This is a genomic window from Mesorhizobium sp. M0587, assembly GCF_040320945.1.
Lineage (GTDB): Bacteria > Pseudomonadota > Alphaproteobacteria > Rhizobiales > Rhizobiaceae > Mesorhizobium.
This window is the reverse complement of the sequence record NZ_JAMYQP010000008.1, coordinates 24,598-37,805: the sequence shown is the minus strand read 5'-3', so window position 1 is coordinate 37,805 and position 13,208 is coordinate 24,598. Positions and strand designations below refer to the sequence as shown.

Genomic DNA, 13,208 nt, shown 5'->3' with positions numbered 1-13,208 from the left:
TACTGACAGCGGGTCGCGTGACCGCGAAAGCGGCCGCGCTCCTAGACGCCCGCCCCAGCCGCTACTCCACAGACCCCACCAGGACCTGCTGTCCGCCGCGGATCGAGACCCAGCGGCCGGTGTTGTCGACGGCCTGGCGCTTGAGGAAGCGGTAGCCGGTCTGGTCCCAGGACCTGACCTTGTTGGTCAGATTGTCGAGCACGTAGTCGCCCTTGTCGGTGCGCACCGTCAGCACGGAATGCCCTTCGCCATCGGGCTTGCGCACCACCGTGATGAGAAGATCGGCGAGCGACATGCCCATGTGGGACAGCCGGCGGCGCTTTTCCAGCACATAGTCCTCGCAGTCGCCAACGCCCCTGTCGGGATAGGCCCAGACTTCGTCCCTGCCGTAAATGTCCATGTCGCTCATCGGCTTGACGGCGGCGTTGACCCTGGCGGTGACGTTGCTGAGCTTGCGCATCAGCCCGTCGGTCATTCTGGCCGGCGCGAGATTCCCCGGACGGATCGAGCATTCAGCAGGACGGAGCTTGCAGAAATCATAGTGGCCGATCGGCTGCGAGGTGAAGCTCCCGGTCGTCATTGCTCCGGCCGCCAAAGCCGGTGCCATCCAGCCTCCCGTCATTGCCAGTCCGGCTGCCGCCGCGCACAAACGCAGCCTTCTCGCCATTGTTGAGGAGTTCATTGTCCCCGCTCACCCTTATTGTTAACGAAACGTTAAGGGCGATTGACGGTCCGTGTCAATTATTACGATGATCTGATTTGCAGCATGGTTACCCGCCGGGCGCCGCCGCGGCACTTGTACCGCGCAAGAAAATCCACCGGCCGATTTCGGCCAGGTGGCGCGGATTGCATTCGGCGGTCGCTTACCGCTTGGCGGTGCGGACCAGCTTCGGCTTCGCCGCGACGCGGTTCTGGCGGCCGTAGCTGGTGATGAAGTCGACGATGCGCGGTACGATTTCCGAGCGGAAGCGCGAACCGTTGAACACGCCGTAGTGGCCGACCGCCGGCTGCATGTAGTGAGCCTTCCTGTCGGCGGGGATGTTGACGCAGAGATCATGCGCTGCCTTGGTCTGGCCGAGGCCCGATATGTCGTCGTTCTCGCCCTCGACCGTGAACAAAGCGACGTTGCGGATAACGGAAGGATCGATCCGGGTGCCGCGATGCGTCATCTCGCCCTTGGGCAAGGCTTGGCGCACGAAGACGGTGTCGACGGTCTGCAAGTAGAACTCGGCCGTCAGGTCCATCACCGCCAGATATTCATCATAGAAGTCGCGGTGCCTCTCGGCATTGTCGCCATCATGCTTCACCAGGTGCATGAAGAAGTCCTTGTGGGCGATGATGTGGCGGTCGAGGTTCATGCTCATGAAGCCGGACAGCTGCAAGAAGCCTGGGTAGACCTCGCGGCCGAAGCCCGGCTCCGGCCAGGGCGCGCGCATGACGACATTGTCGCGGAACCAGTCGATGCCCTTTTCTTCGGCCAGAAGGTTGACCGCGGTCGGGTTGCGGCGGGTGTCGATAGGCCCACCCATCAAGGTCATGGTCGAGGGGACGAAGGGATCGCCGCGCGTTTCCATCAGCGCCACGGCCGCCAGCACCGGCACCGAAGGCTGGCACACCGCCATCACATGCGTGTCGGGGCCGAGCACGTGCAGCATGTCGATGACATAGTCGATATAGTCGTCGAGATCGAAGCTGCCGTCCGACATCGGCACCATGCGGGCATCGACCCAGTCGGTGATGTGCACATCGGCGTGGGGCAGCATCGCCTCGACCGTGCCGCGCAGCAGCGTCGCATAGTGGCCCGACATCGGCGCCACGATCAGAAGCTTCGGGTCGGGCTTACGCCCGGCAGGGACGGCGCGCTGGAAGCGCACGAGATTGCAGAACGGCTTCGACCAGACGGTTTTCTCGGTGACCTCGACATTCTTCCAGTCGACCACTGTCTTGTCGAGGCCGAAGGCCGGCTTGCCGTAGCGGCGCGTGGTGCGCTCGAACAGTTCGGCGGTGGCGGCGATCGAGCGGCCCCAGGGCGTGTGCGAGAATGGGTTGAGCGGATTGGAATAGAACAGCCGCACCGCATCGGCATAGAGACGCGCGGGCTGCAAGGCGGCGTGGTTCATTTCATAGAGCTGGTAGAACATCGAGAACCCCGCTGCTGCCTGGGACCGAAGGGACGACGAGCAGCGCCGAGCCCTATGCCTCGCGGGGAAGTTAGCAACTAATTGCTGCGATGCAATACGTCAGGTGACATGATCTATGCTCATTCTTCGTCCAAGCCGTTGAGAATCGGCCCTGAATGAGGCGAGCCGGCTCAGTGTGCGGTGCGAAGACGCCTGGGGTCACCGATGTGGCCCGGCGGAAAACCGGACCACATATCCGTTCAAACACGGGCCATGCAGACCGCGGTGTGGCCGGAGCCGATAAAGCCGAGCTGGCCGGCGGCGCCCTTCGACAGGTCGAGAACGCGTCCCCTGATGAACGGGCCACGATCGTTGATGCGCACGACGACGCTGCGGCCATTGTTCTGATTGGTGACGCGCAACTTGGTGCCGAAAGGCAAGGTGCGGTGGGCGGCGGTCAAGGCCGAGGGGTTCATGCGCTCGCCCGATGCGGTTTTCGAATGCAGCGCGTACCAGGAAGCGCGGCCGCACTGGCCGGCGGCGGCGGTTGCCGAAGTGGCGGATGCGCCGACCATCAGGCCAGCAGCGATCGTCACCGCGACAAGCGCGGTCTGGTTTATAATCTTCATATTTGGGGAATGGCTCCGTTTTTGACAGTCCCCAGCCGTTAAGGAGCAAATAAGGCGCGAAATGCGGCAAGCATCTGGCGGTTCCATGGCGATGGCACACGTTTGGAGTCGCCGGGTAACAGTCTGTCAGTGAGTTTTCCGACGGCTCGGCACCAATTGCTGATGATCTTCTCGTCGATATCGGCGAACTGTTTGACAAGATCCGGCTTCAACATCCAAGTAGAATCCGGTACGATCAGGCCTCTTCCTTCGGCTCTTTCATCGCGGCCACGGCGTCGCAATCGATCGACTTGGAAAGCGAGGTCCGTCAATGCGATTTGCCAAAAATCTGCTGGGCTTGATTGTGGTTGCCATCGGCGCGCTGTGGACACTGCAAGGCATCGGCGTGGTCGGCGGCAGCTTCATGACCGGCCAGTCGCAATGGCTCTACGTCGGCATCGTCACCATGCTGGTCGGGCTGGCGGGACTGGTGTGGGCGAACCGATAGGGCGGACTTCGATGAGGGTCGACCCCCACTCCGGCCCTTCGGGCCACCTCTCCCCCGCTCGACGGGGGAGAGGAAAGGCGTGTCCCATCGACGGGTAGAGGAAGGACGTGCGTTCGCCGGCCTTGGCGCCTTTCCTCTCCCTCCGGAGGACTCCGGAGGGGGAGCGGTGGCGCTGCGAAGCAGCGGCGGCGTGAGGGAAGGCGGTCCTCAATCGCGCCGCCGCCGCAAGACAGGCTCTACCTGAACAGCCGGTCCAGAATCCTGCCTTCGAGATGCGCAAGTTCGACCGAGCCGCGCCGGCGCGGCCGGGCCACCGGTACATCGAGGTCGAGCGCGATCTTGCCGCCGCTGATCACGACGACCCGGTCGGCGAGCGCAACGGCCTCGGCAACGTCATGCGTGACCAACACGGCGGTGAACTTCTGGGCGAGCCAGATGCGTTCCAGCAATTGCTGCATCTCGATACGGGTCAGAGCGTCGAGCGCGCCCAACGGCTCGTCGAGCGCCAGGATTTGCGGGTGACCGATCAGAGCGCGGGCAAGCGCGACGCGTTGTTTCTGGCCGCCGGACAACACCGAGGGCCATTCGTCGGCGCGATCGGCGAGACCGACCTCGCCAAGGATGTCGAGCGCGCGTCGCCTTGCTTCCGTACCCGAGGCGATGCCGGTCAGCCCGACCTCGACGTTTTTCACCACGCTGGCCCAGGGCAGAAGCCGCGGCTCCTGGAACATGAAGCGCGTGCGGCTGTGGCCTTCTTCCGGCACGCCAAATATCAGCGACCCGGCGGTCGGCCGGTCGAGCCCGGCCAGCAGCCGCAGCAACGTGCTCTTGCCGCAACCGCTTTTGCCGATGACGGCGACGAACTGGCCGACCGGCACATCCAGATCGATGCCGTCGAGGACGACCTTGTCGCCAAAGCGCTTGCCGGCACCGTTGAAGGCGAAGGCGCGCGGTCGTTCGGCGATCTCGCCCGGCTGCGGTTGCGGCGTGACGACGAAGGAACGGACGGCGGCGAGGCTGGGCATCGAAAACCCTCAGGCGTTCTGGAAAGCGGGATGCCAGCCGAGCGACAACCGCTCGAGCAGGCGGGCGAGGCTGTCGGCGAGCTTGCCGAGCAGCGCGTAGATCAGGATCGACAGCACGACGACGTCGATGAGCAGGAACTCGCGCGCCTGCATGGCCATGTAGCCGAGGCCGGAACTGGCGGAGATGGTTTCGGCGACGATCAGCGTCAGCCACATGATGCCCAGCGCATAGCGCAGTCCAACGAAAATCGCCGGCAGCGCGCCGGGCAGGATCACGCGGAAGAACAGCGCGCGCCGGTCCATGCCGTAGACACGGCCCATCTCGACAAGTTGCGGGTCGACGCTCTGGATGCCGAGCAGCGTGTTGACATAGATCGGAAAGAACACGCCGAGCGCCACCAGGAAAAGTTTTGCTTCCTCGTCGATGCCGAACCACAGGATGACGAGCGGAATCAGCGCCAGATGCGGAATGTTGCGGATCATCTGCAGCGTGGTGTCGGTCAGGCCGCGGCTGAGCCGCGACAGCCCATTGGCGAGGCCAAGCGCAAAGCCGATCGAGCCGCCAATGGCAAAGCCGGCAAGCGCGCGCGCCGTCGAGACGCCGATGTTGCGGATGAGTTCGCCCGACAGGGTCAGCCGCCAGAACGCCTCGGCCACGGCGCTGGGCGCCGGCAGGACATTGGGCGGCATCAAGCCCGCACGGCTGGCGATCTCCCAGCCGGCAATAACCAAAACCGGCAGCAGCCATCCGATGCCGTTCCTGTGGAGGCGCGCGGAAAAGCTCATGACGAAGCCTGCAGGCGGGCCGCGCCATGGAAGCCGACGGAGAACTCGTTGGCGATATCTTCGCGCGCCTTGAGCCGCCTTGTGCCGGGCCCGAGACGCGGGAACAGAAGCTCGGCGACGCGATAGGCTTCCTCGAGATGCGGGTAACCCGAGCCGATAATGGTGTCGATGCCGATCGCCTGATACTCGCGGATGCGCTCGGCTATCTGCTCCGGCGTGCCGACCAGCGCCGTGCCTGCTCCGCCGCGTACCAACCCGACGCCGGCCCAAAGGTTGGGCGACACCACCAGCTTGTCGCGACGGCCGCCATGCAGTTCGGCCATGCGGCGCTGGCCGACCGAGTCCATCTGGTTCAGAAACCGCGCTTGTGCGTTCTCGATCTGGGCATCGGTGACGTGGCTGATCAGCCGGTCGGCGGCGCGCCAGGCTTCGTCCTCGGTCTCGCGGACGATGAAATGCAGCCTGATGCCGAAGCGCAGTTTGCGGCCGCGAAGTGCCGCCTTGCGGCGGGCCGAGGCGAGCTTCTCGGCCACCTGTGCCGGTGGCTCGCCCCAGGTGAGATACATGTCGACGAGCTCGGCGGCGAGGTCCTGCCCGGCATCGGAGGATCCGCCGAAATAGAGCGGCGGCCGCTTCTGCACCGGCAGGAGGTCGAGGCGGCCGTTCTCGACGCGATAATATTTGCCATCGAAATTGACGCGTTCGCCGGTGACCAGGCCGCGCCAGATGGTGAGGAATTCGTGCGCCTGGGCATAGCGCTCGTCATGCGGCAGGAAGACGCCGTCGCCGGCAAGCTCGGTCGGATTGCCACCGACCACGACATTGAGGAGCAGACGACCATTGCTCAGCCGGTCGAGTGCCGCTGTCTGGCGTGCGGCGAAAGTCGGCAGCGTCACGCCAGGCCGGAGCGCGACAAGAAATTTGAGCTTCTCGGTGAGCGTCGCAAGACCTGTCGCGGTGATCCAGGAATCCTCGCAGTTCTGCCCGGTCGGCAACAGTACGCCGGGGAAACCGAGCCGGTCGACCGCCTGCGCGATCTCCTTGAAGTAGCCGAACTCGGGCGGCCGCTGCTGTTCCTCGGAACCGAGATAGGAACCATCGCCATGCGTCGGGATGAACCAGAAGAAATCGAGCGGCGCGGTGTCGGCTGGCGTGGTCATGACGGACCTCTTGGAGATGGAAACAGAAAATGGCGCCGGGCGTTCTTACCCGGCGCCGCGCGGCAAAAGATCAATTGCCCGGAGCGCTCCACACGGCGTCGGAAATCCGGACCGCCTTCGGGATCAGGCCAAGCTTGTAGAAACGGTCGGCGGTCGCCTGCTGGCCGGCGACGATCTCGTCCGTGACCGGAAAGATGCCGAACTTGGTCCGGTTGGCGGCGATCGTCTGCGCGTCGAGCGGCACGCCGGTAACCTCATGCAGCGCCTCGGCCACCTTGTCGCGGTTCTGGTCCGCCCATTTCGCCGCCGCGCCGAGGGCCGCGATCGTCGTGGTGACGATCTCGGGATGCGCCTTGGCGAAATCCTTGTTGGCGAGGAAGTAGGTGTTGACCTTGAGAACCTCGCTGGAGCGGGCCAGCACGCGCGGCTGGTAGCGCGTTTCGGCGATGGCGAAGAACGGATCCCAGACGGCCCAGGCATCGATCTGGTCGCTGGCGAAGGCGGCGGCGGCATCGGCCGGACTGAGATAGACCGGCGTGACCTGATCGAGGGAGACGCCTGCCTTTTCCAGCGCGGCGACGAGCAGATTGTGTGCGCTGGTGCCCTTGCCGACGCCGATGCGTTTGCCCTTGAGATCGGCGACCGACTGGATCGGCGACGCCGGCTTGACGAAGATCGCCTCGCCCTCGCCATTGGAGGGCAGCGCCGCGGCGTAGACGATGTTGGCGCCGGCCGATTGGCCGAAGATCGGCGGTGCGTCGCCAGTCCAGCCGACATCGATGGCTCCGACATTGAGCGCCTCGACCAGCGGCGGCCCGGCGGTGAATTCCACCCACTTGACGGTGACGCCCTTGTCGCCGAGCGCCTTTTCGATCACCTGTTGCTGCCGGGCGATCACCGGCAGGCCGGTCTTCTGATAGCCAACGCTGAACTGCTTCAGTTCCTGCGCAGCGGCGCCGAACGACATGGCAGCGCTTGCTGCCAGCAAGCCGATGCCGAAAACGCGTCTCGTCAGATTCAACATGATCCCTCTCCTTCGATGCGGATCGGCGCCGGGAAAATATCCTCGCCGGTTGGAAGAGAGGTAAGGCTAGGTAGGTCTATAAATTTAGTGGAGAAATGATTTGGCGAGTTGACGCGAAAAAGCGGAATTGTTTTCCATGATTGGCGGGATAGCGCTTCCTCGGCCTACCCACCGGTAGCACGGAGGAGGCGAGACGGATCGCCCGCGTTCATTCCGTGATTGTCGGGGCCCCCCCGCGGCCCTTCACTGCGACCAATATTGCCAGGCCCAGTAGAAACTTTCGTCGCGCGGCGGCAGGCGGTCGCGCTCGGCGTCGAGCCGTACCGGCGTGGGCGATCTGGCTTCGTCTTCAAACGGCCGGCCGTCCGTTTTCTGGAACGGACGAAGCCGCTCACCGAGAAAGGCAAACAATGTCGCGGTGGAGTGGTCCATCATCGTGTCTCTCCTTTCGATTTCATTCGCGGCCCGCCCAGGGGACGAGCACGCGTTCGATCCGGCGGATGGTGAATTCGAGCACGAAGGCGATGGCCGCGATCACCAATATGCCCATCACCACCACGTCGGTGACGAGGAACTGGGCGGCCGACTGGATCATGAAGCCAAGCCCGCGCGTCGCCGCCACCAGTTCGGCCGCGACCAGCGTCGACCAGCCGGCGCCGAGCGCTATACGCAGGCCGGTCAGAATCGCGGGCAGCGCGCTGGGCAGGATCACGTGGCGGACCACTTGCGCGCGTGTCGCACCGAGAGCGCGCGCCGCATTGATACGCTCCTGCGAGACGCCGCGAACGCCCGACGCGGTCGACAGCGCCACCGGCGCCAGCATGGCAATGGCAATCACCAGTATCTTCGACGGCTCGCCGATGCCGAACCAGATGATGACCAGCGGCAGGTAGGCGAGCGGCGGGATCGGCCGCAGGAATTCCAATAGCGGATCGAAGATGCCGCGTCCCACCGTGCTGATGCCGATGGCGAGCCCAACCGGTACGCCAATGAGGATGGCCGCGACGAGCGCGGCGAACACGCGGCCGAGGCTTGCCACGACATGCTCTAGCAGCGTCGCATCGACGAAGCCGTCGCGGGCGACCACAACGAATTTATTCCACACGGCGACGGGCGAGGGCAAGAAAACCGGCGATACGAGCTGCAGGCGCGCCGACAGCGCCCACGCCGCCAGCACAACCAGTATCGTCACGGCGCTAACCATGCGCGCCGAGACACCGGCCCGCTTCGGCCGCGGCCTGGACCACGGCACCGACAGGCCTTCAGCCTCGTCGATCTTGTGGCCTGGCCGTTCCGTGTAGGAGGTGAGAGTCATGCCGTCTCTCCCTCGAAGATGGCGTCGGTCAATTCGCCGCGCGCCGCTGCAAAGGCCGGGTCGGCCTTGATGGCGCGAATGGCCTCGCCCGACGCGTAGCGCCTGGAGAAGGCGGGCTCGAAAGTCCGCACAACGCGGCCTGGACCCGGAGCCAGCACGACGACGCGGGTGGCGAGCACCAGCGCTTCCTCGATGCCGTGCGTAACCATCAGCACGCCGACATCGCTGGCCGTCCACAGGTCGAGCAGCGTCGTCTGCATGCGTTCGCGCGTCAGCGCATCGAGCGCGCCAAGCGGTTCGTCGAGCAGCAGGAATTCCGGTTCGGCGGCGAGCGCCCGGGCGAGGCCGACGCGCTGGCGCATGCCGCCGGAAAGCTCCCAAATGTGCTTGTCGCCGACGCCGTCGAGCTTGACCAGCGCCAGAAGCTCGTCGGCGCGCCGGGCCCGTTCGCCCGGTCTGACGCCGCGCAACCGCAATGCGAAGGCAACGTTCTCGCGGGCCGTCAGCCACGGAAACAAGGCATCGTTCTGGAATACCACCGCGCGGTCCGAGCCTGGCGCGGTGATTGGCCGGCCGTTGATCGCGGCGCTGCCGCGCAACGGCCTGACAAGGCCGGCGGCGACGTTGAGCAGCGAGGTCTTGCCGCAGCCGGAACGGCCGACAAGCACGACGAAATCGCCCTTGGCGACATCGATCGACACGCGCTCGACCGCGGGCGCCGGCTGGCCGTGATAGTGAATCGAGATCTTGTCGAGCACGAGATGCGGCATGGGTCCTCACGGGAGGTTCGTTGAACTGCCCCGAAACCGCGCCTCGTCAGCAGTTCCGGGGCAGACAGCACGCGGCGCCCGGGAAGGAGAGCGCGCGCGCGTTCGGAGCAATTCCAGGAAATGTGCAGCGGTTCGCGTCCGGAATTGCGTGAAACAATCCTTGTCAGTTCGAAGCCAGCGCTTCGGTGGCGTATTTCGATGTCACGTATTTCGTATAATCAGGCAGCACGGCGCCGATCTTGCCTTGCTCCTTGAGGAAAGCGGACGTCGCCTCGATCGCCCTGACGGTGCCGCCGCCGAGGAATTCGTCGGAGGCCTGCTCCTCCAGCGTCGGGAAGACATAGCCCTTGAGCAGTTGCGGCACTTCTTCCAGCTTGGCGCCGGTGAGCTTGGCGATCTTTTCCGCCTGCGGCGAAGACACCGACCAGGCGTCCGGCTTGGCCAGGAAGGCGGCATAGGCGGCACCCGTCACCTTGACGAAATTGCGCACCGCTTCCGGGTTCTTGTCGGCGAAGTCGGTGCGCACGATCCAGGCGTCGAAGGTCGGCGCGCCCCAGGCGGCGACCTGCGAGGAATCTAGCACGGTCTTGCCCGTCGTCTTGATCTGGCCAAGCGCCGGATCCCAGACGTAAGCCGCATCGATGTCGCCCCGCGCGAAGGCGGCTGCGATTTCCGGTGGCCTGAGATTGAGGATCTCGACCGATTTCGGATCGACGCCCTCGTGCTTCAAGGCGGCGAGCAGGCTGTAATGCGTGGTCGAGACGAAGGGCACCGCCACCTTCTTGCCGGCGAGATCGGCGATCTTGTCGATGCCGGCACCGTTGCGCGCGACCAGCGCTTCGGATTGCCCGATCAGGCCGACAATGAAAATGGTCTGGACGGGAAGGTCGCGGCTTGCCGCCGCCCCCAGCGGGCTCGATCCGACATAGCCTATATCGACCGAGCCGGAAGCGACCGCGGCAATGACGTCGGCACCGGAGTCGAATTTGCGCCAGTCTATCGCCGCCTTCGTTGCCTTTTCGTAGGTGCCGTCGGCCTGCGGCACTTTCGAGGGTTCGACCACCGTCTGGTAGCCGATGGTGATCTTGAGGTCGTCGGCAAAAACCGGGCCGAGGAAGGCGGCACCGGCAAGTGCTGCCGACGACAGGAGAAGAATGCGTCGCGAAATGGTGGACATGAAGGGCTCCTGAAAAGAGAAAATCGGAATGCCTCATCATAGTCAGCTAATTCTATCATTCCTGTAGAGTTAAATCCTTCCAACCAAAGCCGGCTTGTTAGAAAAAAGCTGCCGATAGCGCGTTGCTGAAGCGGATAGGGCGGTTGCGAGCGATCTCACGGCCTGATTCGAGCCGTGATGTTGGAGTTCGGCTGCCTCCAAGGTCTTCCGATGCCGACAGGACATAGGGTGGTCCCGTCAACGTCCTGCAAGGTTCTGCACCTCACCAACGCTCGAAGAAAACGGAATGGACCCGTGTCTCTGCCGCGATACCGCCGGCATCGCGGGTTACGAACGAGATTTCCCGCGCTGACGCTCGCCGGGCGAATTCATGCCTCAAACAGCCAAGGATTTGAAAACACATTCCGCGTGTCGAGGGGTAAGTATAGTATTCTTATCGACATTGAGGAATGGAGGCGACGATGCGCGACCAATCCATGATCGCTCTCGGCTGGCTTTCAACGTCGTGCGGGTCGACGCAAACCACCGCTGCTGCCCTCGAACCATTTGCCGTCTTGCTGCCGGCGAAGCGCATTTCTGTGCTCTCAAAGGCACAAACACCGGCAAATATAGCCGTAGCAGCTTGAAAATGAAGCAAAATCAACAGCTCTCGGCTTGTACATCATGTCACTAGAATTTATGTGTCATGGATGCTTGGACGCGGCGAGGAGGCACGCCAGGCGTTTCGCAACAGGTGGCTTCGGCCCACCGCATGACAGAGAAACGTTCGGCTCATGCTCACAAAGAAGGGCAAGTACGGCCTCAAGGCGCTCATACACCTCGCGCGGATACCGGCCGGACAGCTCGCTTTCGTCAATGACATCGCGACGGGCAACAACATCCCGAAGAAATTCCTCGACGCAATCCTGGGCGAACTGCGCAATGCCGGCTTCGTCCAGAGCCGCAAGGGCAAGGATGGCGGCTACCGATTGGCGCGGCCTGCCGACGAGATCAAGGTCGGCCATGTCGTGCGCGTCCTCGACGGGCCGCTGGCACCTATTCCCTGTGCCAGCCGCACCCAGTATCAGCGCTGTGAAGACTGCAACGAGGCGACATGCCAAGTCCGACATCTGATGCTCGAGGTCCGGCAAGCGATCGCCGAGGTGCTCGACCAGCGCAGCCTCGCCGAAATGCGCGATATCGCCAGCGACGAGCTTACGGTCGCGAGAGATATCGACGACCTTGCGGTCGCGGCGGTGAAAATCCAGGCCTGACGCCAGCGCTTCGCACGGGGCTGGAACGCGCATGACCGGGCGCGCCAATTCGATCATCATTGTCGGCGGCGGCGCCAGCGGCGTCGTGCTGGCCGCGCATCTGTTGAAATCGCCCAATCCCGATCTGCGGGTCACGCTGATCGAGAAGCGCCCTCATTTCGGCCAGGGCATCGCCTATTCGACGCTGCTGTCGGCACATGTGCTGAACGTCAGCGCCGCCGGCATGAGCGCCTATGCCGATGATCCCGGCAATTTCTGGCGCTGGCTGCTGGAACGCGGCCTTGCAACCCCGGAACAGGCGCCGGTCTACGCGCCGCGCAGCCTCTATGCTCGCTATCTCAAGGAATTGCTCGACGATCTGGAAGCGGGCGAGCGAGCGACGGGCCGATTGCGCCTGATCCGCGAGGAAAGCCGGTCGATCTCGCCCACCGCTTCCGGAGTCGAGGTGGTGCTCGCCAACGGCACCAGCGTCGTCTCGCATCTTGCCGTGCTGGCCACCGGCCATGACGAGCAGCCGGCGCACGGCCATGCGATCAGAATGGGCTCGGAGGCCGACACCGCGCTCGACCCGGGCAGTCGTGTCATGGTGCTGGGTACGGGCTTGAGCATGGTCGACGCTTTCCTGGCGCTGGAACAGCGCGGCCACAAGGGCGAGATCGTCGCCATTTCCCGGCGCGGGCTGCTGCCGTCGCCGCACCGCAAGGGCAATCCGATCAAGCTCGACATTGCCGACATCCCGCTCGGTACCCAGCTTTCCTATTTCGTCGGCTGGTTCCGCGACCTGATTCGCGAGAACCAGAAAGCCGGCGTCGACTGGCGCGACGTGGTCGACGGCCTGCGCCCGTTCAATCAGAATATCTGGCAGAACTGGCCATCTTCAGCCAAGCGCCGCTTCGTCGAGCACACCAAGGCCTGGTGGGATATCCATCGCCATCGCATGGCGCCGGAAGTCTACGCCAAGGTGACCGGCGCGGTGCAATCCGGCCGCATTCGCCTTGTCGCGGGCCGCGTCGTCGACGTGACGGCCAATGACGAGTTCATTGTCGCGGTCCAGTCGCGCCACACCCAGCGCCTCGAGACGTTCGACGTTGCCCGCATCTACGATTGCTCGGGCATCGTCAGGGACATCTCGACGTCTTCGAACAGCGTCGTGCGCTCGCTGGTCGACCGCGGGCTGGCACGGCCGGACCCGCTGCGCATCGGCCTCGATGTCACCGCCAATTGCGAGATCATCGCCAGCGACGGCACCGTGTCGACCAAGATCCTGGCCGTCGGCCCACTGACGCGCGGCACCTTCTTCGAGATCGACGCCATTCCCGACATCCGGGTGCAATGCGCCAGGCTGAGCAAGCGGCTGCTGGGGTAGATCGTCGCTCTACGGCGCCCTGCAGAGCCTTGCGCGGGGACGCCCAACCCGGAATGACATTCTCCATCTGGCCGGTTGATTGGCACGATCTATCTT

14 protein-coding genes are annotated in these 13,208 nt (G+C 64.2%); 3 read left to right on the top strand and 11 right to left on the bottom strand.

From position 1 onward, the window contains the following. Positions 1-61: 61 nt before the first annotated feature. The 3 genes from NKI49_RS09680 to NKI49_RS09670 form a co-directional block, all read right to left on the bottom strand. Positions 62-682, bottom strand: a complete 621-nt coding sequence (locus NKI49_RS09680; RefSeq protein WP_352602692.1) for a transglutaminase-like cysteine peptidase — start codon at positions 680-682, stop codon at positions 62-64. Between the two features lie 181 nt (positions 683-863). Then, entirely contained in the window at positions 864-2,141 is a 1,278-nt protein-coding gene (locus NKI49_RS09675) for a polyhydroxyalkanoate depolymerase (RefSeq protein ID WP_352602690.1), read from the bottom strand. A gap of 239 nt (positions 2,142-2,380) precedes the next feature. After that, complete coding sequence (locus NKI49_RS09670; protein WP_352602688.1) at positions 2,381-2,749, bottom strand: septal ring lytic transglycosylase RlpA family protein; 369 nt, start codon at positions 2,747-2,749, stop codon at positions 2,381-2,383. A gap of 310 nt (positions 2,750-3,059) precedes the next feature. Here NKI49_RS09670 and NKI49_RS09665 point away from each other — a divergent pair, with 310 nt between their 5' ends. Then, positions 3,060-3,236: a hypothetical protein gene (locus NKI49_RS09665; RefSeq protein ID WP_352602686.1), complete on the top strand. Its 177-nt coding sequence runs from the start codon at positions 3,060-3,062 to the stop codon at positions 3,234-3,236. A 236-nt stretch (positions 3,237-3,472) separates the two neighbouring features. On the opposite strand, the gene NKI49_RS09660 is transcribed toward NKI49_RS09665, so the two are convergent. From NKI49_RS09660 to tauA, 8 genes are all read right to left on the bottom strand, one after another. Next, entirely contained in the window at positions 3,473-4,261 is a 789-nt protein-coding gene (locus NKI49_RS09660) for an ATP-binding cassette domain-containing protein (RefSeq protein ID WP_352602684.1), read from the bottom strand. A gap of 9 nt (positions 4,262-4,270) precedes the next feature. Next, the gene (locus NKI49_RS09655; protein ID WP_352602682.1) at positions 4,271-5,047 is read right to left on the bottom strand and encodes an ABC transporter permease subunit; all 777 of its coding nucleotides are present in this window, start codon (positions 5,045-5,047) and stop codon (positions 4,271-4,273) included. After that, positions 5,044-6,207, bottom strand: coding sequence for an FMNH2-dependent alkanesulfonate monooxygenase (gene ssuD, locus NKI49_RS09650; RefSeq protein WP_352602680.1), 1,164 nt, complete (start codon positions 6,205-6,207; stop codon positions 5,044-5,046). Before ssuD ends, NKI49_RS09655 begins: the two co-directional genes overlap by 4 nt. A gap of 70 nt (positions 6,208-6,277) precedes the next feature. Further along, positions 6,278-7,174, bottom strand: coding sequence for a sulfonate ABC transporter substrate-binding protein (locus NKI49_RS09645; protein ID WP_352602815.1), 897 nt, complete (start codon positions 7,172-7,174; stop codon positions 6,278-6,280). A 300-nt stretch (positions 7,175-7,474) separates the two neighbouring features. Next, positions 7,475-7,666 (bottom strand): hypothetical protein, encoded by a 192-nt coding sequence (locus NKI49_RS09640; RefSeq protein WP_352602678.1) that lies wholly within the window; start codon positions 7,664-7,666, stop codon positions 7,475-7,477. Positions 7,667-7,685: 19 nt separating this feature from the next. Beyond that, positions 7,686-8,546 (bottom strand): ABC transporter permease subunit, encoded by an 861-nt coding sequence (locus NKI49_RS09635; RefSeq protein ID WP_352602676.1) that lies wholly within the window; start codon positions 8,544-8,546, stop codon positions 7,686-7,688. Next, positions 8,543-9,316, bottom strand: a complete 774-nt coding sequence (locus NKI49_RS09630) for a taurine ABC transporter ATP-binding protein (protein ID WP_352602674.1) — start codon at positions 9,314-9,316, stop codon at positions 8,543-8,545. The genes NKI49_RS09635 and NKI49_RS09630 overlap by 4 nt, the downstream gene beginning before the upstream one ends. A gap of 163 nt (positions 9,317-9,479) precedes the next feature. Further along, positions 9,480-10,493 carry a taurine ABC transporter substrate-binding protein gene (gene tauA, locus NKI49_RS09625; RefSeq protein WP_352602672.1) on the bottom strand — a complete coding sequence of 338 codons (1,014 nt, stop codon included), beginning with the start codon at positions 10,491-10,493 and terminating at the stop codon, positions 9,480-9,482. A gap of 773 nt (positions 10,494-11,266) precedes the next feature. Between tauA and NKI49_RS09620 the strand changes: the two genes are divergently transcribed. Together NKI49_RS09620 and NKI49_RS09615 are read left to right on the top strand one after the other, a co-directional pair. Next, positions 11,267-11,746 (top strand): RrF2 family transcriptional regulator, encoded by a 480-nt coding sequence (locus NKI49_RS09620; protein WP_352602670.1) that lies wholly within the window; start codon positions 11,267-11,269, stop codon positions 11,744-11,746. A 31-nt stretch (positions 11,747-11,777) separates the two neighbouring features. Continuing rightward, the gene (locus NKI49_RS09615) at positions 11,778-13,112 is read left to right on the top strand and encodes an FAD/NAD(P)-binding protein (RefSeq protein ID WP_352602668.1); all 1,335 of its coding nucleotides are present in this window, start codon (positions 11,778-11,780) and stop codon (positions 13,110-13,112) included. Positions 13,113-13,208 lie beyond the last annotated feature (96 nt).